21 protein-coding genes are annotated in these 21,006 nt (G+C 34.3%); 11 read left to right on the top strand and 10 right to left on the bottom strand.

Going from position 1 to position 21,006, the window contains the following annotated elements; all coding sequences use genetic code 11:
- The first annotated feature begins 245 nt into the window (after positions 1 to 245).
- From IRZ80_RS01335 to IRZ80_RS01320, 4 genes are all read left to right on the top strand, one after another.
- Entirely contained in the window at positions 246 to 836 is a 591-nt protein-coding gene (locus IRZ80_RS01335; RefSeq protein WP_194639468.1) for a non-canonical purine NTP diphosphatase, read from the top strand.
- A gap of 93 nt (positions 837 to 929) precedes the next feature.
- Positions 930 to 1,880 (top strand): transporter, encoded by a 951-nt coding sequence (locus IRZ80_RS01330; protein WP_194639467.1) that lies wholly within the window; start codon positions 930 to 932, stop codon positions 1,878 to 1,880.
- A gap of 26 nt (positions 1,881 to 1,906) precedes the next feature.
- Entirely contained in the window at positions 1,907 to 3,025 is a 1,119-nt protein-coding gene (locus IRZ80_RS01325) for a GTP cyclohydrolase (RefSeq protein ID WP_194639464.1), read from the top strand.
- A gap of 116 nt (positions 3,026 to 3,141) precedes the next feature.
- Positions 3,142 to 3,642, top strand: coding sequence for a hypothetical protein (locus IRZ80_RS01320; RefSeq protein WP_194639462.1), 501 nt, complete (start codon positions 3,142 to 3,144; stop codon positions 3,640 to 3,642).
- A 119-nt stretch (positions 3,643 to 3,761) separates the two neighbouring features.
- Here IRZ80_RS01320 and IRZ80_RS01315 read toward each other — a convergent pair whose 3' ends face one another.
- The gene (locus tag IRZ80_RS01315) at positions 3,762 to 4,142 is read right to left on the bottom strand and encodes a PUR family DNA/RNA-binding protein (protein WP_194639460.1); all 381 of its coding nucleotides are present in this window, start codon (positions 4,140 to 4,142) and stop codon (positions 3,762 to 3,764) included.
- A gap of 66 nt (positions 4,143 to 4,208) precedes the next feature.
- Entirely contained in the window at positions 4,209 to 5,969 is a 1,761-nt protein-coding gene (locus tag IRZ80_RS01310) for an ABC transporter ATP-binding protein (protein WP_194639458.1), read from the bottom strand.
- A gap of 200 nt (positions 5,970 to 6,169) precedes the next feature.
- Between IRZ80_RS01310 and IRZ80_RS01305 the strand changes: the two genes are divergently transcribed.
- The 3 genes from IRZ80_RS01305 to yajC all read left to right on the top strand — a co-directional run bounded on the left by IRZ80_RS01305 (position 6,170) and on the right by yajC (position 8,740).
- On the top strand, positions 6,170 to 7,273 hold the full coding sequence (locus tag IRZ80_RS01305; protein WP_317174700.1) for a Glu/Leu/Phe/Val dehydrogenase: 1,104 nt from the start codon (positions 6,170 to 6,172) through the stop codon (positions 7,271 to 7,273).
- Between the two features lie 214 nt (positions 7,274 to 7,487).
- Positions 7,488 to 8,399, top strand: coding sequence for a transcription antitermination factor NusB (gene nusB / locus IRZ80_RS01300; protein WP_194639642.1), 912 nt, complete (start codon positions 7,488 to 7,490; stop codon positions 8,397 to 8,399).
- Between the two features lie 65 nt (positions 8,400 to 8,464).
- Positions 8,465 to 8,740, top strand: a complete 276-nt coding sequence (gene yajC / locus IRZ80_RS01295; RefSeq protein WP_194639456.1) for a preprotein translocase subunit YajC — start codon at positions 8,465 to 8,467, stop codon at positions 8,738 to 8,740.
- 82 nt (positions 8,741 to 8,822) lie between these two features.
- On the opposite strand, the gene IRZ80_RS01290 is transcribed toward yajC, so the two are convergent.
- Positions 8,823 to 9,005 (bottom strand): hypothetical protein, encoded by a 183-nt coding sequence (locus IRZ80_RS01290; protein ID WP_194639454.1) that lies wholly within the window; start codon positions 9,003 to 9,005, stop codon positions 8,823 to 8,825.
- 106 nt (positions 9,006 to 9,111) lie between these two features.
- On the opposite strand from IRZ80_RS01290, the gene IRZ80_RS01285 reads away from it, so the two are divergent.
- Positions 9,112 to 9,342 carry a hypothetical protein gene (locus IRZ80_RS01285; RefSeq protein WP_194639453.1) on the top strand — a complete coding sequence of 77 codons (231 nt, stop codon included), beginning with the start codon at positions 9,112 to 9,114 and terminating at the stop codon, positions 9,340 to 9,342.
- A gap of 282 nt (positions 9,343 to 9,624) precedes the next feature.
- Here IRZ80_RS01285 and IRZ80_RS01280 read toward each other — a convergent pair whose 3' ends face one another.
- The 4 genes from IRZ80_RS01280 to IRZ80_RS01265 all read right to left on the bottom strand — a co-directional run bounded on the left by IRZ80_RS01280 (position 9,625) and on the right by IRZ80_RS01265 (position 14,542).
- Complete coding sequence (locus IRZ80_RS01280) at positions 9,625 to 10,188, bottom strand: YdeI/OmpD-associated family protein (protein ID WP_194639451.1); 564 nt, start codon at positions 10,186 to 10,188, stop codon at positions 9,625 to 9,627.
- Between the two features lie 18 nt (positions 10,189 to 10,206).
- Entirely contained in the window at positions 10,207 to 11,460 is a 1,254-nt protein-coding gene (pepT, locus tag IRZ80_RS01275) for a peptidase T (protein ID WP_194639449.1), read from the bottom strand.
- Between the two features lie 192 nt (positions 11,461 to 11,652).
- Complete coding sequence (locus IRZ80_RS01270; protein ID WP_194639447.1) at positions 11,653 to 12,351, bottom strand: hypothetical protein; 699 nt, start codon at positions 12,349 to 12,351, stop codon at positions 11,653 to 11,655.
- A gap of 277 nt (positions 12,352 to 12,628) precedes the next feature.
- On the bottom strand, positions 12,629 to 14,542 hold the full coding sequence (locus IRZ80_RS01265; protein WP_194639445.1) for an SPFH domain-containing protein: 1,914 nt from the start codon (positions 14,540 to 14,542) through the stop codon (positions 12,629 to 12,631).
- A gap of 161 nt (positions 14,543 to 14,703) precedes the next feature.
- On the opposite strand from IRZ80_RS01265, the gene IRZ80_RS01260 reads away from it, so the two are divergent.
- Positions 14,704 to 15,666: an ion channel gene (locus tag IRZ80_RS01260; RefSeq protein WP_194639443.1), complete on the top strand. Its 963-nt coding sequence runs from the start codon at positions 14,704 to 14,706 to the stop codon at positions 15,664 to 15,666.
- Here IRZ80_RS01260 and IRZ80_RS01255 read toward each other — a convergent pair.
- On the bottom strand, positions 15,650 to 16,348 hold the full coding sequence (locus tag IRZ80_RS01255) for an SIR2 family NAD-dependent protein deacylase (RefSeq protein WP_194639441.1): 699 nt from the start codon (positions 16,346 to 16,348) through the stop codon (positions 15,650 to 15,652). The two genes, IRZ80_RS01260 and IRZ80_RS01255, sit on opposite strands and share 17 nt — an antisense overlap.
- 72 nt (positions 16,349 to 16,420) lie before the next feature.
- On the opposite strand from IRZ80_RS01255, the gene IRZ80_RS01250 reads away from it, so the two are divergent.
- Positions 16,421 to 17,080, top strand: coding sequence for a TrmH family RNA methyltransferase (locus IRZ80_RS01250; protein WP_194639439.1), 660 nt, complete (start codon positions 16,421 to 16,423; stop codon positions 17,078 to 17,080).
- A 211-nt stretch (positions 17,081 to 17,291) separates the two neighbouring features.
- Here IRZ80_RS01250 and IRZ80_RS01245 read toward each other — a convergent pair whose 3' ends face one another.
- Together IRZ80_RS01245 and IRZ80_RS01240 are read right to left on the bottom strand one after the other, a co-directional pair.
- Positions 17,292 to 18,059 carry a carboxypeptidase-like regulatory domain-containing protein gene (locus IRZ80_RS01245; RefSeq protein ID WP_194639437.1) on the bottom strand — a complete coding sequence of 256 codons (768 nt, stop codon included), beginning with the start codon at positions 18,057 to 18,059 and terminating at the stop codon, positions 17,292 to 17,294.
- A gap of 259 nt (positions 18,060 to 18,318) precedes the next feature.
- Positions 18,319 to 20,235 carry a DEAD/DEAH box helicase gene (locus tag IRZ80_RS01240; RefSeq protein ID WP_194639435.1) on the bottom strand — a complete coding sequence of 639 codons (1,917 nt, stop codon included), beginning with the start codon at positions 20,233 to 20,235 and terminating at the stop codon, positions 18,319 to 18,321.
- A 384-nt stretch (positions 20,236 to 20,619) separates the two neighbouring features.
- On the opposite strand from IRZ80_RS01240, the gene IRZ80_RS01235 reads away from it, so the two are divergent.
- The gene (locus tag IRZ80_RS01235) at positions 20,620 to 20,904 is read left to right on the top strand and encodes a DUF4834 family protein (RefSeq protein WP_194639433.1); all 285 of its coding nucleotides are present in this window, start codon (positions 20,620 to 20,622) and stop codon (positions 20,902 to 20,904) included.
- The last annotated feature ends 102 nt before the right edge of the window (positions 20,905 to 21,006 follow it).

Here is a 21,006-nt window from a genome sequence, read left to right as displayed (position 1 = left end):
TATTCGATTGTTTAAAAGCATGGCATTCGCATTTAAAAAAAGATAAACACTAATTCTTATCAAAATTGAAATCAAATTTTATAACTTTTTACAGTTTTGAATATTTTGTGTAATAAAATAGCAATCTTAATTAGTGTAATTCGTGTCAGAAACTTTTAAAAGCGAATGCCGTGGTTTAAAAGGCAGTTTTCTTTATTGGTCAGCAAAAAAATGTATTTTTGGTTTCTCATTTTAAAAGTGCCATTATGAAAATCGTTTTTGCGACCAATAATAAAAATAAAATCAAAGAGATACAAAGTATGCTGCCACAAAGTATTGAAATTATCAGTCTGGAAAGTATCGGATGTAATGAAGATATTCCTGAAACTGCCGCTACTATTGAAGGGAATGCTGTCTTGAAAGCTGATTATGTGACCCAAAAATATGGTTATGACTGTTTCGCTGATGATACGGGACTGGAAGTTGATGCTTTGAACGGTGAGCCAGGTGTTTTTTCGGCACGATACGCTGGCGAACAAAAATCAGCTGCTGATAATATGGATAAACTGCTTTTGAATCTGGATAATAAAACCAATAGAGATGCGCAATTCAAAACTGTTATTGCTTTAAATATAAAGGGAGAACAGCATCTTTTTACCGGAATTGCCCGCGGTACAATTACTTTAGAAAAATATGGCGACCAAGGTTTTGGTTACGATCCGATCTTTAAACCTGAAGGTTTTCAGGAAACTTTTGCACAGCTTTCATTAGAAACCAAAAATGCAATAAGCCATCGCGGTAAAGCTGTTAAGGAACTAATAGCTTTTTTAAACCAAGATTCTATTAACAATTTTTAACTATATTCTTAAGTAATTTTTAACCGAATGATTGTTACGATAAAATATAGTACATTTGAAAAACGTTATCTATTTTCATTCAACTAATTCAGTATGTTCAATTTCAAAAAAGTTTTTTTAGTTTCCCTTTTTTTATTTCCAATAGCTCATTACGGTCAGCATACCGATGAGATTAATTCGAACAGGCCAGGCGAATCTATGTCGGCATTTGCTGTTGGAAAAACAGTTTTGCAGGTAGAAACAGGTGTGTTCGGTATTAAAGAAAATCATAGCCTGCTGCGGTATGATGCCTATGGTTTTGGAATGGATTTAGAAGTGCGCTACGGAGCATTTCTGGAAGAATTAGAGTTTATTGCTGATGCTCAGTATGTGCTTGAAACTTTTAATTATCCAATGAAAACTGTAGATAAATATGATTTTAAGCAAACTGTTTTTGGAGCAAAATATTTGCTGTATGATCCTAATAAGGGGTACAAAAAAGAACCTAATATTTACAGCTGGAAAGCCAATCATAAATTCAGCTGGCATCAGGTCATCCCTTCGGTAGCTGTTTTTGCTGGAGTCAATTTTGCAGGACATAACAATCCGTTTTATTTCTCTCCTAATTCTGAAATTTCTCCAAAAGTAGCTTTGATTCTGCAGAATCACTTAGGTGACGGTTCTTGGGTTTTTGTAGCAAATATTATTGGTAATTATATAACAACAGATTATTCAAGTTTGAGTTATATTTTGACGCTGACTAAAGGGATTAACAAAAACTGGTCTGCTTTTGTTGAAAATCAAGGAATAAAAAGTGATTTTTACAGTGATGCAATCGTACGAGGCGGCGCAGCTTATTTAATTAACAGAAACCTTCAGGTTGATGCTTCTATAAGCGGTAATTTTAAAGATACTCCTTCAGTGTTTTACGGAGGCGTAGGAGTTTCGTGGCGATATGACGCGCGTTATAAAGACGTATATCTTATGACCAAAGAAGAAAAGGCTGTTAAGGACATGGCTAAAAAGACAAATACCAAAGAATCACTTAAAAAATCGAAGAAATAAAATAATATTCCCCCACATAGACTGCAATGATTACCATACAAGAAGCTAAGACCAAAAACGAGTTAACAGAATTTATAAAATTTCCTTTTTCTTTATACAAGGGCAACGCATATTGGGTTCCTCCAATAATTTCAGATGAACTGGAAACATTTGATAAAACCAAAAATCCCGCTTTTGACAGTGCCGAAGCTGCGTTTTATCTGGCTCGTAAAAATAATGTTATCGTTGGCCGGATTGCAGTAATTATCAATTGGGATGAGGTGAATCAGCAGCAGAAAAAGAAAGTTCGTTTTGGCTGGTTTGATGTTATAGATGACATTGAAGTAACTAAAGCACTGCTTGAAAAGGTGTATGAAACCGGCCGAAAAAATAATCTGGAATATGTCGAAGGACCAATGGGATTTTCAAATCTGGACAAAGTAGGTGTTTTAACGGAAGGTTTTGATGAATTAGGAACAATGATTACTTGGTACAATCATCCTTATTACGCGGCACATTTTGAACAATTGGGATACGTTACCGAAAAGGAATATGTTGAAAATAAATTTCCGTTTGCAAATGCTAAACCGGAATTTTTTGAAAAGATTAATGAGTTAGTTAAAAAAAGATACCAGCTTAAACCGATTAATTTTAAATCAACAAAGGATGTAATGCCTTATGTAGATAAAATGTTTGATTTATTCAATGAATCGTATGCAAAGCTGTCTTCATTTGTTGCAATATCTGATATTCAGAAAGAATATTTTAAGAATAAATACATTAGTTTTATTAATCCTGAATACATAAAATATGTAGAGGATAAAGATGGTAAGCTTGTTGCATTTGCTATTGTGATGCCTAGTTTTTCAAGGGCACTTCAAAAAGCCAATGGAAAATTATTCCCTTTTGGTTTTTTACATTTATTAAAAGCCAAACGCAGCAGTAAAGATGTTATATTTTATCTTATTGGAGTGCACCCAGATTATCAGAATAAGGGAGTGACTGCAGTTATTTTTAATGAATATCACAAGACTTTTACTGAGAATGGCGTAGAAAACTGTTTTAGAACACCGGAGCTGGCTGATAATCTTGCTATACAGCTGATTTGGAAAAATTTTAATCCGGTAATTCACTGCCGAAGAAAAACCTTTAGAAAAGAATTGTAAACTAACAGTGTTTTACGATCAAAGAACAGTTTATTGAACATTTTCTGAAAATTGAGATCAATTTTGCTGTATAACTTTCCTAGGCGTGACATTGGATATAATTATAATATTTTAATATGAATAAATTAAGATTAGTGTTTGTGATGCTTTTTCTTCTGCCAAATTTCATTTTTTGCCAGGATAATATAGATTACTCTAGTGTAAAGACAAATGCAGGTGATGTAAAAATTCCAGGAAAGTGGATGCAGCTGAATACTGAAGATGACTCTGGTCAGACTTATTTGAAAAATAAAGAAGGAATAATTATTGCTGTTGCTCAAAATCCAAAAAAATCCTATCCTTTTTTTAAAAGTAATGTAACTGATTTTGAAAACGTAACGTCATTTTATGTTTGGGATTCAAATTATTGGAAAGAAAATAATTTCAAAACTGATAAGATTAAAGAAAATTCTAAGCTGGAATATATAATCTGGAAATATAATGATAAAAAACTCGATAATGTATTTCTGTTTGGCTCAGTTAAAGATAATTTCATAAACCTGCTCGTGTATACAAACAGCTGGGATGAAAATAAAAAAGTAGTTTTTTTAGAAAAGCTGTTTGAATTAAATAAATAATCAATGACTTGCACAATTGGAGTGTGTTATGATTGTTGGTCAATGTAAAATAGATTTTATAAAAATAAAAAAGTCCAAAAATCATAAGATCTTTGGACTTTTTTATTTTTGTCTTTTAATTAAATATCGTCAAAATCGATATCAGTAAAACTAGAAGTGCTTCGTACACTTTCTTCATCTGTTTTGTCTGAAGCATATTCTTTTTTGAAATCTTTTTGGTGTCTTTCAGAGATTACTTCTTCACCTTTATGGTTTAAAACATAAGAAGTCATGTCTTCTAAAATTTCTGAAAATGCAGTAAAATCTTCTTTGTACAAATAGATTTTATGTTTTTTAAAATGAAAAGAACCGTCTTCTTCTGTGAATTTTTTACTTTCGGTAATTGTAATATAATAATCATCAGCTTTGGTAGCTCTAACATCAAAGAAATACGTTCTTCTTCCAGCTCTTAAAACTTTTGAGAATATTTCTTCTTTTTCTAACATATCATTTTCTCTCATAATCTTTTCGTCATTTTTTATTTAATAGCAATCAAAAATCATAAAAATATATGTATTATCCAACAATTAAAGCAATTCTTTTTCCGAAAGCTGCTTTAAATAAAGAGAGGCATAATATCCTTCTAAGTTTATTAATTGATTATGAGTGCCTTGTTCGATTATCCTGCCTTCATCAAGAATTATGATTTTATCGGCATTTTTTGCAGAAGATACCCTATGGCTTATAATTATGGTAGTTTTATTCCTGCATATCTCAAAAAGGTTGTTCAGAATCGTTTCTTCGGTCTCTGTATCCACTGCTGACAAGCAATCGTCAAAAAGTAAAATGGGAGGATTTTTTATAATGGCTCTGGCGATAGATACACGCTGTTTCTGACCGCCGGAGAGCGTAATCCCTCTTTCGCCCAATATCGTATCATATCCATTCTTAAAACCTGTGATATTGTCATGAACAGCGGCGCTTTTTGCTGCCGATTCTACTTCATTATCAGAGGCATCTTCTTTTCCGAACTTTATGTTGTTTTTGATAGTATCCGAAAATAGAAAGGCATCTTGGGGAACAGCGCCAATATTATTTCTTAAATCGAATAAATTGACTTGGCTGATTTCATTATTGTCAATCAGAATCTGTCCGCTTGTGACATCATAGAGGCGAGAAAGCAGCGCTAGAATTGTCGATTTTCCGGAACCTGTTTTTCCTAAAATCGCCAAAGTTTCTCCTTTGTTTACTGTGAAAGATACATTTTGAAGTGCTTTTATATTTGTATCTTCATAAGTAAAACTTACATTGCTGAATGAAATATTTCCTTCTATTTTTGAACTGTTTGGGTTTTTGTTCTGTATTTCGGGGACTATTTTCAAGAACTCATTGAGTCTTTTTTGCGAAGCTTCTGCTTCCTGAACCATAGAGGAAACCCATCCTAATGAAGCAACCGGCCAAGTCAGCATGTTGACATACAAGATAAATTCTGCAATAGTTCCTATGCTTTTGATGGTGCCGTTTATGTACATTAAACCTCCAAAATAAATCACCACCAAGTTACTCACACCAATCAATGCAATCATAAGCGGGCCAAAAAGAGCCTGTACTTTGGCAAGACTCAAACTTTTGCTTTTGCTTTCATTAGCCAGATCGGCAATGTTGTCCTGATGCTGATTTTCTAATGAATATGCTTTTATAACTCTGATTCCTGAGAAAACTTCTTGGGTATAACTGGATACTTTTGATAAATACTGCTGGAAAGTGGTCGAACGTTTATTGATTTCAGAACTTAATTTAAAAATGCAGTACGACAATATAGGCAATGGCAGTATTGTGTAAAGAGTTAATCTTGGCGAAACATTATACATATAGCCAATCACAATCGCAAAGCGGATAAAGGTGTTTATTGAATACATAACAGCTGGTCCAACATACATTCTGACTTTGGAAACATCCTCACTGATTCTGTTCATTAAATCACCAGTTCTGTTCTGTTTATAGAAGTTTTGGGAAAGTCTTTCGTATTGATGAAAAACTTCATTTTTTAAGTCAAATTCAATATGGCGGGACATTACGATTAGTGTCTGTCTCATCAGAAAAGTTAAAAATCCTGCAACGATTGTAGTAGCAATAATTAATAAAATATTAGAAATCAGCTGCTGGCTGATAACGCTGGTATCGGAAGCATTGCTTTTGGCAAAAGCTTCTATTTCATTAAATGATTTACTAATGAGTTTTGGAGTAAATAAAGAAAATATTTGTGCGATTATGGTGATAATTATACCAAGTAAGAAGCTGAATTTATATTTGATAAAATATTTATTTAAATAGCGTAATTCTTTCATTTTATGAGGATTCAGTATGGAATTAATTTTGTTTTTTGTTTAATGTCTAAATTTTAACAATTATATTAAAATAAATATTTTCAATTATTATTAATAAATATTTATTTTTAAGTAGATTTATTGATGTATATTTATTTTTTACGTATGTTTGAAGTGTCTTTTTGATAAATTCGTATTTTTTAACTAATAAAAATAGTATTATGAATGCTACTGTTACAACTGGTAAAGATCTTCAAAAAATGGATCCTGTTTTTGGACAATTGTCTTTTAACGGTCATGAGCAAATTGTTTTCTGCAATGACAAAGATACAGGATTAAAAGCAATTATAGGTATTCATAATTCGGTTATGGGACCGGCTTTGGGAGGAACACGAATGTTTAATTATGCTAATGAATGGGAAGCTTTGAATGATGTGCTGCGTCTTTCGAGAGGGATGACTTATAAAGCTGCCATTACCGGATTAAATATTGGCGGCGGTAAAGCAGTAATTATTGGTGATGCCAAAACGCAGAAAACACCTGAATTGATGCGTAAATTTGGTGAGTTTGTACACTCGCTGAGCGGAAGATATATTACAGCAGAAGATGTTGGAATGGAAACTGCCGATATGGATATTGTAAGAGATGTGACTCCATATGTCACGGGTATTTCTGAAGAAAGAGGCGGATCTGGAAATCCATCACCTGTTACCGCTTTTGGGGTGTACATGGGGATAAAAGCAGCCGCAAAACAGCAGTTTGGTTCCGAAAAATTAGAAGGAAAAAAAATATTGGTTCAAGGAATTGGACACGTAGGAGAAACTTTGGTTGAATATTTGACAAAAGAAGGAGCGCAGGTTTTTATTACTGATATCAATGAAGAAAAATTATATCAGGTAGCTGCTAAATATAATGCTCAGATATTTACCGGAGAGGATTTGTACACTGCAGATGTTGATATTTATGCGCCTTGTGCAATGGGGGCAACTATCAACGATACAACTGTAAATAAAATAAAAGCAAAAGTGATTGCCGGTGCGGCTAATAATCAATTGGCTAATGAAAATACACATGGATTGATTCTGCAGGAAAGAGGTATTCTTTATGCTCCGGATTTCCTGATTAATGCAGGCGGTATTATCAATGTTTATGCTGAATTAGAACATTATGGCAAAGCCGAAATTATGCGTAAAACTGAAAATATTTACAATACTACATTGGAAATCTTTGATTATGCCGTTGCAAATAGTATTACAACTCACCAGGCCGCTTTGACTATTGCTCAAAACCGCATTGATTTAAGAAAAATAGAAAACGCAAAATAATATTTTAAAACAAATTTTTGCCACTCATTCACTGATTTATTTTTAATCTGTGAATGAGTGGCATTTTTCTTTAAAGGTTTTAAAATCTAAAATAGCTGTACTAAAATTAAAAGACTATAAATTTTCATTTAAGACAAGAAAGTATTAATTTTGCAGACCTAATTTTAAAAGTTCTTACAAGGTGGTAAACAGAAGACACATCCGCGTTAAAGTCATGCAATCCATTTATGCAATGCATCAAAATGGTTCTGATAATTTAGAAAAAGAGGAAAAATTCCTTATGCATAGTATTGACGCCATTCAAGATTTATACCTTACCATGCTTTCTTCACTGATAGAGATCTGTAAAAAAGAAACTGTTTTTTTACATCTGTCAAGCCAGAAACATTTGGCTACCAAAGAAGAGCGCAATCCAAATGAAAAATTCATTAAGAACAGTATTTTTCAGATTCTTGCCGAAAATAATTCTCTTAGCATTGCTTTAGAAAACCGTTCAATAAACAATTGGACGCTGAATGACGATTATATCATTCTGCTTCTTAATGCTATCAAGGAGAGTGAGTTGTATGCTAAATACATGACTAACAGGGTGAATACTTTTGAGGAAGATAAAGCTTTTGTCGTAGATGTATTTTCGGATATTATTGTTCCAAATGAAAAATTATACGATTATCTGGAAGATGATAAGTTAACATGGATTGATGATATTCCATTGGTGAACACTTTTATCGTTAAGCAGTTAAAAGGAATAACACAAGGCGAAGATGATAATTTTAGAGTTCCAAAATTATACAAAGACAACGAAGATAAAGCTTATGTTAAAGATTTATTTAGAAAAACAGTTCTGAATGAATCTGAGCTGGCTAAAGAGTACATTGATAAAACGCCAAATTGGGACAGCGAACGTATCGCAGAAATTGATACCATTATTTTAAAAATGGCTATTTGCGAATTCCTGAAATTCCCTTCTATCCCTGTGAAAGTAACTTTGAATGAGTATTTGGAACTAGCCAAAGAATATTCAACTCCAAAGAGCAGTATTTTTATTAACGGAATTTTGGATAATTTGGTTAAAGAATTGGAAGGTAATAAAAGAATCGTAAAAATTGGAAGAGGTTTAATGTAGTTTTTTTAACACAGCTTCATTTCTATTAAATATAAAACAATTAACAAATATTAAATTTTTAAATTATGGGACAAATACAACAGTTTTTGCCGTTTTTATTGATGTTCGTAGTCATTTACTTTTTTATGATTCGTCCACAGCAGAAAAGAGCTAAAAACGAAAAAGAATTTGAAAACGGCTTAAAAGTAGGTGATAAAATAATTACAAAAAGCGGTATTCACGGTAAAATAGCTGAGCTTGCAGATACAACAGTAATTATTGAAACAATGGCTGGAAAATTAAAAATGGAGCGTTCTTCAATTTCTTTGGAGTTAAGCGCTACTTTGAATAAAAAAGCTTAATCAGATACTGTTATTACAATAAAAAATCCCAAATTCCAATTTAGTAACTGGAATTTGGGATTTTCTTTTTATAAAAAGACTGTTATTTTTTCTTGCCTTTTTTGCTTTTTTTAGCTTTTGCTTTCGCTTTTTTCTCTTTGAGTTTGGCTTTCAGCTTTGCTTTTTTAGCTTTTTCTTTCTTGGCTTTTTTAGCCTTTTTTGCTTTCTTCTTCGCTTTTTCTTTGGCCTTAGCTTTTGCTTTTTTCTCTTTTTCTTTTTCTTTCATTTTTGATTTGTTTTTTTTCTTCTTTTTATCTTTTTTCTCTTCTTGAGAAACTACAGCAGTTTTTTCTGTTTTTATTTCTTCAGCAGCAGTTTCTGAAGTTAGTGGAGTGACACTAGCATTGATTGGTCTTGATGGTGTTTTTACAGCAGAAGGTCTTGAGACTGCTGGTTTTGCTGTAACTGGTTTTGTGGCTGCAGGTTTAACTGTTGCTGGTTTTGCAGCGACAGTTCTGACTGTTCTTGGTTTTGGTGCCGGTTTAGAAACAGCCGGCTTTGGAACTTCTTTGTTTTCATTTATTGGTGATTCTGGAAGTATCACTTTTTCCGGAGTGGGCTGATCTTCTTTTTTTTCTATCATAATTAGTTAATTTTAGGAATTATTTAATTTTATACTGATACTGAATTGGGAAGTTTTTCTGAAAATTACCTCAGTGTTACCAAATTGTTTTCGGTATATTAACAAATGTAATAAATATTTTAATGTTCCAATGTTAAGGTTTTACTGATTTAAAGGATCTGTTTTGAATTGAAAGGCAAGAAAATTGATATTGTTTTTAATAAAAAAATCCCAAATTCCAATAGTGCTGGAATTTGGGATTTGTAATTTGGATTTTAATTTTTTATCTGTATTTATCATTTAGACCAATATTGTCTAAAATCATGGGCTTTATTTTTTCGATTCTCGATAGTTTGGTTTCTTCCCGTTTGGCTGTTTCAATAAATTCTATGAATTCCTTTTGTTTATAAGGACTGAACTTTAGAAATGCATCCTTCAATTGGATATTGTCATTCAGTACCTTTTGCAGTAAATCAGGGATTATCGTTGGTTCTGTTACTTTTTTAGGTTTGATGATTTTACCTTCTTTTTCGTTTTGAATTGCTTCTAGAATATAGGTGAGAATCTCCTCTTCATTGATTTCATTTTTGGATGTAAACCGCCATTGGCGCAATGATTTGGTAACTCCTTCATTTGCATTTACTAAAAGTTTTTTTTCGTCTTTGAGATAAGCACCGTTAAAAAACCAAAGAGTGAAGAATTTTTTGAAACCTCCAACGCCAACAATATTTTTATTACCTAGTACATAGACACAGCCTCCCCATTTATTGGTTTCAACTAATGCTGTTTTGGCTATAATTGCTTTCAAAATGTCCAATTCATTAGCCCAATGGTTAATCATGTCCATATAGCAATGGTTTTAGTTTTACTTTTTCAAATAATCTCCGTTAGCAGTCAATTCGGCAATTCGAACAATTACTTCTACAGCTTTTTGCATGCTTTCAACAGGAACATACTCGTATTTGCCATGGAAATTATGACCGCCGGCAAAGATGTTTGGGCAAGGAAGTCCTTTGAACGATAGCTGAGATCCGTCAGTTCCTCCTCTGATGGGTTTGATGATTGGTTTAATGCCGAGTTCTTTCATTGCTTTTTCAGCAATGTTTACAATATGTTTTACAGGAACAACCTTTTCTTTCATATTGTAATACTGATCGTTTACTTCTGAAATAACAATATCTTCTCCAAACTGCTTAGCAAATTTTTTGTTGATTTTTTTAGTTATTTTATGAATCAGTTCTTTTCTTTTTTCAAATTTTTGTTTGTTATGATCACGGATAATTAGTTCCAAAACTGTTTCTTCAATACTTCCAGATAAATGATGTACGTGAAAAAAACCTTGATACCCTCTGGTTTCCTGAGGAGTTTCATCTTCAGGTAATTCATTGATGAAATCATTAGCAATAAGCATGGAATTGATCATTTTTCCTTTGGCATAACCAGGATGAACACTTTTTCCCTTGAAAGTGATTTTAGCTCCTGCGGCGTTGAAATTTTCAAATTCTAATTCTCCTACTTGACTTCCGTCCATTGTGTAAGCCCATTCTGCTCCAAATTTTTCAACGTCAAAATGATGAGCTCCCCGTCCAATTTCTTCATCAGGCGTGAATCCAATTCTGATTTTCCCGTGTTTAATGTCTGGATTTTGAACTAGGAATTCCATTGCAGTAACAATTTCTGTAATGCCAGCTTTGTCATCTGCTCCCAGTAAGGTTGTGCCGTCGGTAGTGATTAACGTTTGTCCTTTATATTGCAGCAAATCTTTAAAATAGGAAGGCGATAAAATGATGTTTTTTTCGGTATTTAAAACAATGTCTTTACCATCGTAATCGGTAATAATCTGTGGTTTTACATTGGCACCAGAAAAGTCGGGAGAAGTGTCAAAATGTGAAATAAATCCAATCGTAGGCACTTCATGATCAACATTGCTTGGCAGAGTAGCCATGATATACGCTTTGTCGTCTATGGTGACATCTTCCAGTCCTATGTTTTTTAATTCGTCAGCTAATTTATTGGCTAAATCCCATTGTTTAGCTGTACTTGGGGTTGTGTTTGAATTAGGGTCAGATTCGGTGTCTATCGTGACATAACTTATAAAACGGTCAATTATATGCTGCATGGTATTTATTTTTTGTAAAGATAGGTAATTTTAAAAAAGGCAGGTTAGGAGATTTGCTTTCAGGGTTTTAATTATATGAATTTTAAAACTAATAGAATTTGTACATAGCTTAAATAAAAAATCCGTTGAAAAACGGATTTTAGTTTAAAAATGTTTAATTAAGCAGGTTAGGTATTGTTTTATTATATGGGGCTAATTTGTTTTTGCTGCTTTTTCAGCAGTTATTTTTGCTTCGGCAGCGGCGGCTTTTTCAGCTTCAGCACTTGCTTTGGCGATTTGCTCTTCTAGCATTTTTGATTTTTCTAAAGCTAATTTGGCTGACTCTACTAATTTTTGATCAGCTTCCTCTTTTTCCTTTTGCAGTTTCGCAACATCTTTTGCAAGTTTGTCCTGAGCTTCTTTTGCTGAGGCAGCTTCTTTCTTAAAAGCTGCTATTTTTTCTTTGGAAATTTTTTCAGATTCTTCAGAGGCTTTTCTGTCAGCTTCTGCTTGTGCTTTTGTGGTAAGAGCTTCTTCTCTTGCAATTTTGTCAGCGGCTTTTTTTGCAGCTTTTGCAGCTTTTTTATCTGCATTGGCTTGGGCTTTGTCAGCAATGGCTTTCTCTTTAGCTGCTTTAGCTTCTGTAGTTTTTGCTTGATCAGTTGCTTTCTTAGCTAATTTTTGAGCTTCTTTACTTACTTTTTTAGCAGCTTTTTTGTCAGCCTCTTGTTGGGCTAAATACGCTTTTTTCTGATCTTTTAAATCTTGTATTTGCTTTTTAAAATCAACTGGGGCTTTTGCTGTAGTGGTAATAGTTGTTTCAGTACTTGCTGTTTCATTATTTGTTTCTTGGGCGAAAAAAAATTGTGAAAAAGCAATAAGAACAATACTAAAAGGTAATTTTAGATTCATAGGTTAAGTGGTATTAGGTTGATTTAGGAAAAACAAATATAGCTTTTTTTTTAAATTTTAAATTTTTTCCAAATGAAAAATTTTGATTTTGGCTGTAGCGGAATTTAAACTTGTTTTTATGAATGAATTTAACTAAAATATCTTACTTTTTATGTGATGAAATTATTTTTTTTACAGATAAAATATTGATTACGTATTTGTTACGTTAGGGTTTTTTGATGTGCTTATAAAAAAAATCTGCTGAGTACAGCAGATTTTTTTGTTATTGGAATTGTAATTATTCTCCTTTTTTTGAGATCCCTTTGCTTTTATCGGTGTCCATGATTTCCATAAGCTTTAGTCCTAATAATCCGCTCATAGATCCATCGGTACCGCTGCTTCCGGAGATAAGAACATCTGGAATGACTTTGATTTTTCCTTTTCCGATTTCTTCAGTGATTTTATATTTCGTAAAGTTATCACCGCCCATTGCAGAAACCTGCAGCTGATAAGCCTCAGCAGTAGATTTACCAATAGCCATGATTTTTTCAGCTTCTGCAAGACCGGTTTTGGAGATTCTTTCGGCTTCCGCACTGGCGGTAAGTTTGGTTGCCTCGGCTTGTGCTCCGGCTCTTGCTTTTGTAGCTTCGGCTTCGGCATTGGCTCGCATTTTTGTAGCTTCGGCTTCGGCATTTACATTAAGTTTTAGACTTGTCGCATCTCCTTCAGCTTTTTTAACAGTTGCATCCGCAGTTCTCTGAGCAATTTCAACACTTTGCGAAGCTTTTACGATCTCTTTCTGCATATCGGCGATAGCTGTTTCTTTTTCCATTCCCTGGCGCTGTTCCTGAGCCATTTTTTGGGTTTGGTAGGTTTTTTGTTCTTCTTCGGCAATTTTTCTGTCTGTTAATGTTTTCATCAGTGATTCAGGAGGAACAATGTCACCTATTAAAGTATCCACTGCATTCACATTGTATTCGTCCAAAACAACTTTGATGTGATTCTTGGCCGATTCCTGACGCTCTTTTCTGGTGGAAAGGAATGAAATCACATCGCTTTCCTGAGCTGAGTTTCTAAAGTAGTTACCAATGGTTGGTTCCAAAACCTGAGAAACTAAATTGTTCATGCTTCCAAAGCGGGCAATTACTTTTGGTGCTTCATTGGCAGGAACGTGAATGATTTGTGATACATCCAGATTGAAAGGGAAACCGTCTTTGGAACGAACCGTGATTGTAGAGAGGTTTTTATCCAAATTATGGGATTCGCTTCTGGCATCGGCCCAGTTCAATACTAAGTTCGTTGTAGGAACCGGTTCTAACTTGGTAGTGTATTTATTAAGAGCGTATTTTCCAGGGCCAAAAGGTTCCATCCAGACACCGCGCTGTCCTTTGGAGACAATATTTCCGTGTTTGAAATTATCGCCGGTTACATCTTGACCGTCTTCTCCGATGTAGGAAATAACTACTCCTACATATCCAATAGGTACATCGGTCATGGGGGTTTGTTCAATTTGTACTGCCCATGAATTAATGTAATAGGAACCAGCAAGCATTACTTGTGGCTGTAATCCGCGGTTTCCTCCATTTTTTAAGAATTGATCAAAATCCTGAAAGTTATTGTGTCCTTCTACAAATTTACCTGCAATCTGCCCGATTGGGATCGGCTCACCGTCCATGGCGGTTACAATACCAACCATATTTTCAGAAATAACCACTTGAGGAGAAATTATTACTTCAAATAGATGTGTATTGATACGATAAGAACCAGTGGTAACAAAAGCAGATTGTCTTCCTTTCTGTCCTCCGTTATCAAGAAACATCGTTGCATCCTGAAAGTTGTCTGAGTTTACTTTTTGGGCGAGAATGCGTCCTGTTGGTATTTCTGCTCCGTCTTTACTTAATACCAAACCAATATTTCCTTCGGGAATAATGGTGAAAGAAGCCATGTCGATAGAAAACTGCCAAGGCCACATGGCCCAGTATAATCCGGGAGCAAGAGTTTTGGCCTGATATCCCGCTTCTCCTCTGGTGGCAATTATACGGCCGTCGGGCAGCGATTTTTCAGAACCAAAAAGAACAAATTTCTTGGTAACCAATCCGATTTTGTTTTCAGGAACGATGACCATTCCAAAGAAAACACGCAAAACAAATTTGTAAAATAAGATGGATAAAACAATTAAGAATATCCACCAATAAGTAAAGATTAATTCCATAATGATAATGAGGGTTTAGATTGTAAACATCAACACTTTAATGTAATTCTAACATATTCTGCTAGATTTCTATTGAATGTTTTGTCCTGATTAGTGTGTCGTTTTTATTTATTGTTACATTAGATTTATTAGTATTTTGCAGTCTATTTAATAAACAAAGTATGGCATTATTTCATCAATTTAATAGTAAAGCAAAAACACTGATAAATACTGGTTTCGGCAGTAGTGCATCCAATACAGGGGGACGATTTATTAATAAAGACGGATCGGTAAATGCTGCCAAAAAAGGTATCGGAATTCTAGACAGGATTAGCTGGTATCACACTTTGTTAGATATGTCTTCTTGGCAGTTCCTTTCTGTTTTGCTGCTGTTTTATATCTCTATAAATTTTGTGTTTGCTATTCTTTATTTTGGTATCGGAATTGAGCATCTTAACGGAATTGATACTACTGATAATGAATGGGTGCAGTTTGGGCAGGCTTATTTCTTTAGTGCACAGACATTCACAACCGTTGGATATGGGCATGTCAGCCCGATAGGATTTTATACCAGTGCATTATCATCTGCTGAAGCATTAATAGGACTGTTGAGTTTTGCGATTGCTACTGGTTTGTTTTTTGGGAGGTTTAGCAAGCCTGCTATTTATTTAAAATTTTCTCATAATGCTATTATTGCACCTTTTAATAATGGTAAAGCATTGATGTTTAGGTTAGCTCCTTATAAAAACACGAATTACATAGATGCTGAAGTGAATGTAACTCTTGGAATGCGAATGGAAGAGAATGGGGTGATGGTTAACAAATTTTTTATATTGGATTTAGAATATCAAAAAATAAATTCACTTGCATTGGCATGGACATTAGTACATCCTATAACCAGTGAGAGTCCTTTGGATGGTTTTTTGGCGGCAGATTTTGAGTCAATTTCGGGTGAAATTATAGTGATTATAAAAACTTTTGACGATATGTTTAGTACCACTGTTGCGACTAGAACCTCTTACACTTTTGAAGAAATTATCTATGGAGCTAAATTTAAGCCAATGTATACCAAAAGTGAAGATAATCAAAGCACGGTTCTTGATATGGGATTATTAAATACTTTTTATCCTATTGCTGTAGATTAGCAAGAAGCTTTTCTTTTAAAATTCTCACTCCTTCTGACGCGATATTGGGAATTACGTCAAGCGGATTTCTAAGATTTGGGATTTTTGCTGGTTTTGGGTCAATATAATAAATGGGTGTTGTTTTTGGTGTAAAATTGATTAATCCTGCAGCAGGATATACCTGCAGTGAAGTGCCAATGACTGCAAAATAATCGGCTTGTTCGGTTATTGTAATGGCATCTTCCAAAGCAGGAACCTGCTCACCAAACCAAACGATATGCGGACGAAGCTGATTGCCTTTAGGGTCTATATCTCCAAAATTCAAATCAGCATGCCAATCCAAAATGTAGCTTTCATTTTTTGAACTTCTCACTTTTAATAATTCGCCGTGTAAATGGGTGATGTTGGAGCTTCCGGCACGTTCATGTAAATCATCCACATTTTGGGTAATGATGTAAACGTCAAAATCATTCTCAAGTTCAGCTAAAATCTGATGGCCTAAATTAGGCAGTACTTCTTTTAACTGCTGACGTCTTTGATTGTAAAAATCCAAAACTAATGCAGGATTTTTGTGCCAGCCCTCGGGAGTGGCAACATCCATTACATTATGGCCTTCCCATAGACCGTCGCTGTCACGAAATGTTTTGATACCGCTTTCGGCACTGATACCGGCTCCGGTAAGAACGACTAATTTCTTTTTCATGTTTTTTTATGGATTGCAATCTTAGATTATAAAACTACTCTTTTTTAGTATTTTTGCCAAAAACAATTTGTAATGATTGATACTGATTATCTGGAATTTTTAGAAAATATTTTAACTGATAACCGAAAAGAAAAATTTTTAAAGGTTTTGAAAGACAGAACCAAACATTTTACGATTGCTGTTGAAGATGTTTTTCAGATGCATAATGCCAGTGCAGTGATGCGCAGCTGTGAAGTTTTTGGGATTCAGGAGCTGCATGTTATTGAAGAACGTTATGGTAAAAGGATCGATAAGGAAATAGCGATGGGAGCACAAAAATGGGTTGATATTTCGACTTATCACAGTGTTACGAATTGTATTGATACTTTGAAAAATAAAGGCTACCAAATCATTGCGACTACACCTCATGAAAATGACTGCCTGCTGGAAGATTTTGATATTTCGAAACCTAGTGCGCTGTTTTTTGGAACAGAAAGAGACGGGCTGTCGGAAGAGATTCTTCAAAAAGCGGATGGTTTTCTTAAAATTCCGATGGTGGGTTTTACAGAGAGTCTTAATATTTCGGTTTCGGCGGCAATTATTATTCAGAACCTGACGAACCGATTGCGTAATTCGGATATTGACTGGAAACTGACAGATGATGAAATTTTGGAGAAACGATTGGATTGGGCGAAGAAGTCTATTAAGGATATTAAGCGCATTGAAGCGCGGTATTATGGTGATGAGAAATAATTATACAGAATTCAGATAACAAATTTTCTCGTTTGTCCGAGTGAGGAATAGGAGCATGGTGCCGAAGTAGCGCGGATAGCCCGACCGCGTTAAGGAAAGGGGCTTTGTAAGCGATACTAAAAGAAATCCCTTTTTCTCAATGGGGGCACTTCCAAATAATATTGAAATAGGATTATATCTAAATTCTGTTACTAAATTTAAAAACTATCAGCTATTTCTTTTTTAGGATTTTGTATTGTTCATAACAGCCGCTTATGGCATCCATAATCTGCAGATCATTAGCGGATTTAATAAAGGCTTCAGAATAACTGCAGCGGTTTAATATTTCGGAAATTTCAGATTGAGAAACGCCTAAAAGTAATGAGATGGTTTCTCGGTCATATTTTGTTTCCAATAGTTTCCTAACAGTATCATCCTTTCGCATCTCACGGAGTTTTTTGAGCTGCTGCGGTCTTTTTCCAAAGAAATTATAGAGCATGTCTGCCGGATTGAAGATGGATCCTAATACTTTTCCGAAAGCTTCGGGAGCATATTGTCCTGCTTCATAGCCTTGACCTAAACCAGAAATACTGTATCTATAGTCTTCTTTTATAGGTATTAATTTAGCGTCAATTTCAAGATAGCCTGTCAGGTAATATGGGCTGATAACTACTTCGTTTAATGGAATTGCTTTTTGAGTAAGCTGTATTGTAGTTGTTTTATTTTTAATCCAGTCATTGGTTACACGAACACGTAAAGATTCGAAGCCAAGAAGGGTAATGTGTAATGTATCGTTTTGGGTTACCGCCAGTTCAAAATGACCTTTATTGTCTGTTGTTGTTCCTGTTACTTGGTTGATATTAATGATGTTAACATCTGCCAAAGGAGTGCCTGTGTTGTCAGTGATAATGGTACCAGATATTTTTGTTGGAATTCCAGTGTTTTGGGCAGCTGAATTTAAAGAGGTAACAAAGAGTAAAAAAAGTATAAAATATTTCATAAACTGATTTAAAGCTTTAAAAGTAGTAAAACGGCATTAAATATTTTCTTGTTCGTTTATAATTATAAGAAAATTAACAATCTGTAATTTTTTATGCCTTATTTATTGTGGAATTTGTTATTAAAAATACAAATTTTTAGACTAAATATTTTTGAAAAAGTTTAACAGCTTTTTCAAAAATAATGTTTTGATGACACTAATTGCTTTAAAAAAAAACTCCCGAATGTTCGGGAGTTTTTTTTATAAACTGCTAATTGAATTAGTCTCTTCTTGTTCTTCTTGGTCTAGATGAATCACCAAAACTTTCAGAACGTCTTGGAGCTCTTTCTGAAGAACCGTCTCTTGAGCCTCTGTCAGACGAGAAACCGCCTTCTCTTCTTGGAGATGAGCTTCTTTCAGATCTGAAACCGCCTTCTCTAGGAGTTCTGTCGCCTCTAAATCCGCCTGATCCTTCTCTTCTTGGAGCAAAATTCCCTTCTCTTCTCGGAGCTGAGCTTCTTCCGCCAAAACCACCGCCAGAATTTCTTCCGTTGTGATCACGTCTTCCGCCACCGTCATTTTTAGAGATTTCAACATTGATGCGGCGTCCTTCTAATTGTACGTTGTTCAATATTTCCATTACTTTGTCAGTGTGCTCAGGGTCTGTGTTAAAGAAAGAGAATCCTTCTTTTACATCTACTTTGAATACATCATCACGGCCTAAGTCTAATGTTTCTTTCAAGTAGTCTTTTAATGACATCCAATCGAAATTGTCTCTTGAACCAATGTTTACAAAGTATCTTGTAGCACCGCCATTATTGTTTCCTCTTGATTCTCTGTCATCACCACGTTCACGTCTTTCAGAACCAGAAGATTGAGATGAGATATCTCTGTTTTTCTTGTAGTAAGCAATAAAACGGTTAAATTCTACTGATACCATTTTTTTGATTAGTTCCTCTTTAGATAAACCTTCCAATACATTATTGATAGCTGGCAAGTAGTTGTCAATTTCGTGATCAACTTCAGTATCTTTAATTTTAGTTGCTAAGTGCAATAATTGGATTTCGCAGATTTCAATTCCAGATGGTATTGTTTTTTCTTCGAATTTTTGTTTGATGATTCTTTCGATAGAAGAAATTTTGCGTAATTCACTTTTGGTTACAATTACGATAGAGGTTCCTAGTTTACCAGCACGTCCAGTACGTCCAGAACGGTGGTTGTAAGTTTCGATTTCGTCAGGCAATTGATAATTCACTACGTGAGTTACATTGTCAACGTCAATTCCGCGAGCAGCAACGTCTGTTGCAACAAGCATTTGAATTTGTCTTCCTCTGAAAGATTTCATTACACCGTCGCGCTGTGCTTGAGATAAGTCTCCGTGCAATGCTGCTGCGCTGTATCCGTCTTCGATTAATTTTTCGGCAACAGCCTGAGTGTCTCTTTTTGTACGGCAGAAAACCACAGAGAAAATATCTGGGTTAGCATCAGCCAGTCTTTTTAAAGCTTCGTAACGATCACGTGCGTTAACTAAGTAAAATTCGTGAGAAACTGTTGCAGAACCTGAATTTTTAGTTCCTACAGTTATTTCTACCGGTTCGCTCATGAATTGTTTTGCAATTCTGGCAACTTCCTGCGGCATGGTTGCAGAGAACAGCCAAGTGCTTTTTTCGTCTGGAGTATCTGATAATATAGAGCAGATATCTTCATAGAATCCCATGTTTAACATTTCGTCAGCCTCATCAAGAACACAGTAATCTATGTTTTTAATGTTTACCAAACCTCTGTTGATCATGTCCTGCATTCTTCCTGGAGTAGCAACAATGATTTGTGCACCTCTCTTTATTTCTCTGGCTTGCTCTGTAATACTAGCCCCGCCGTAAACTGCTACCACATTAATACCTTTTTCGTATTTTGAGTAGTTTTTAAGTTCGTTGGTAATCTGTAAACAAAGCTCCCTTGTAGGCGATAAAACTAATGCTTGTGTATTTCTGTTGTCGGCATCAATTTTTTGGATTAGCGGAAAACCGAAAGCTGCTGTTTTCCCTGTCCCTGTCTGAGCCAACGCAACCATATCTGTGTCTTTTTCCAATAATAGGGGAATCGCTTTCTCCTGTACTTCTGACGGATTCTCAAATCCTAGATCGATAATCGCCTTCAGTAACGACTCATTCAATCCTAATTGTTCAAATTTATTCATATGTATTTTTAAAATAGGGTGCAAAATTACTGTTTATAATCCATATAAACTAATGCAATTTTAAGAATTAGTTTTTTATTATGTTTTGAAAATCAAAATGTTATGGATTTGTTTTTCCTTTTTTAATTTTTAATTTAGTTTTTGATGTGAAATTATGTCGTGAATGTAGTGTTTTTGTTAAAAAAAAGAATATAAAAGTGTTTTTGAAGTATATCTGGCTTTTTGTGTTTTTAAAAATGTTTTTGGAACGGTTTAGAATTTGTATTTTATTCTTAATTTTGGAAGTTTATCGGCTTTTTTTATCATTTCTTTAAGAATGATATTTTTAAATTCCTCCAAAGTTTCAATATTGATTTATTAATTTTGCCTAAAAATTATTTGATTATGCAGACAGCCTCTTTCTCGGGTTTTATAGAAATGGTATTCTTTATGATTGCCTTCTATTATATTTTTAAATTTTTGGCTCGATTGTTTTTGCCTTTGGTAGTAAAAAAGGTGGTAGAAAAAGCGGGACAAAATTTTCAGCAGCAGCAACAGAGATATCAGCAGCAGTCTTCTTGGCAGAGAACGTCTAATAATGATGAAATTATAATTGATACAGCCAATAGTAAAAATCCCCGCGAAACTAAAAAAGTTGGGGATTATGTAGATTATGAAGAGATTGATTAGTGATCTCTGAATATATGTTTTTTGATTTCTATAGACTTCTTAAAGTATTCAAAAATCAATTTCAAAATCAATTTCCAAAAGCTGAAAAATCAAAAACAGTTA

It is taken from the genome of Flavobacterium sp. HJJ (assembly GCF_015351475.1).
Classification (GTDB): Bacteria; Bacteroidota; Bacteroidia; order Flavobacteriales; family Flavobacteriaceae; genus Flavobacterium; species Flavobacterium marginilacus.
This window is presented reverse-complemented; position numbering and strand designations above follow the sequence as displayed.

Bases quoted from the DNA above. Each gene is read 5' to 3' on its own strand.
- IRZ80_RS01335 (WP_194639468.1), top strand. From the start codon at position 246: ATGAAAATCGTTTTTGCGACCAATAATAAAAATAAAATCAAAGAGATA.
- IRZ80_RS01330 (WP_194639467.1), top strand. From the start codon at position 930: ATGTTCAATTTCAAAAAAGTTTTTTTAGTTTCCCTTTTTTTATTTCCA.
- IRZ80_RS01325 (WP_194639464.1), top strand. From the start codon at position 1,907: ATGATTACCATACAAGAAGCTAAGACCAAAAACGAGTTAACAGAATTT.
- IRZ80_RS01320 (WP_194639462.1), top strand. From the start codon at position 3,142: ATGAATAAATTAAGATTAGTGTTTGTGATGCTTTTTCTTCTGCCAAAT.
- IRZ80_RS01315 (WP_194639460.1), bottom strand. From the start codon at position 4,142: ATGAGAGAAAATGATATGTTAGAAAAAGAAGAAATATTCTCAAAAGTT.
- IRZ80_RS01310 (WP_194639458.1), bottom strand. From the start codon at position 5,969: ATGAAAGAATTACGCTATTTAAATAAATATTTTATCAAATATAAATTC.
- IRZ80_RS01305 (WP_317174700.1), top strand. From the start codon at position 6,170: ATGAATGCTACTGTTACAACTGGTAAAGATCTTCAAAAAATGGATCCT.
- nusB (WP_194639642.1), top strand. From the start codon at position 7,488: ATGCAATCCATTTATGCAATGCATCAAAATGGTTCTGATAATTTAGAA.
- yajC (WP_194639456.1), top strand. From the start codon at position 8,465: ATGGGACAAATACAACAGTTTTTGCCGTTTTTATTGATGTTCGTAGTC.
- IRZ80_RS01290 (WP_194639454.1), bottom strand. From the start codon at position 9,005: ATGAAAGAAAAAGAAAAAGAGAAAAAAGCAAAAGCTAAGGCCAAAGAA.
- IRZ80_RS01280 (WP_194639451.1), bottom strand. From the start codon at position 10,188: ATGGACATGATTAACCATTGGGCTAATGAATTGGACATTTTGAAAGCA.
- pepT (WP_194639449.1), bottom strand. From the start codon at position 11,460: ATGCAGCATATAATTGACCGTTTTATAAGTTATGTCACGATAGACACC.
- IRZ80_RS01270 (WP_194639447.1), bottom strand. From the start codon at position 12,351: ATGAATCTAAAATTACCTTTTAGTATTGTTCTTATTGCTTTTTCACAA.
- IRZ80_RS01265 (WP_194639445.1), bottom strand. From the start codon at position 14,542: ATGGAATTAATCTTTACTTATTGGTGGATATTCTTAATTGTTTTATCC.
- IRZ80_RS01260 (WP_194639443.1), top strand. From the start codon at position 14,704: ATGGCATTATTTCATCAATTTAATAGTAAAGCAAAAACACTGATAAAT.
- IRZ80_RS01255 (WP_194639441.1), bottom strand. From the start codon at position 16,348: ATGAAAAAGAAATTAGTCGTTCTTACCGGAGCCGGTATCAGTGCCGAA.
- IRZ80_RS01250 (WP_194639439.1), top strand. From the start codon at position 16,421: ATGATTGATACTGATTATCTGGAATTTTTAGAAAATATTTTAACTGAT.
- IRZ80_RS01245 (WP_194639437.1), bottom strand. From the start codon at position 18,059: ATGAAATATTTTATACTTTTTTTACTCTTTGTTACCTCTTTAAATTCA.
- IRZ80_RS01240 (WP_194639435.1), bottom strand. From the start codon at position 20,235: ATGAATAAATTTGAACAATTAGGATTGAATGAGTCGTTACTGAAGGCG.
- IRZ80_RS01235 (WP_194639433.1), top strand. From the start codon at position 20,620: ATGCAGACAGCCTCTTTCTCGGGTTTTATAGAAATGGTATTCTTTATG.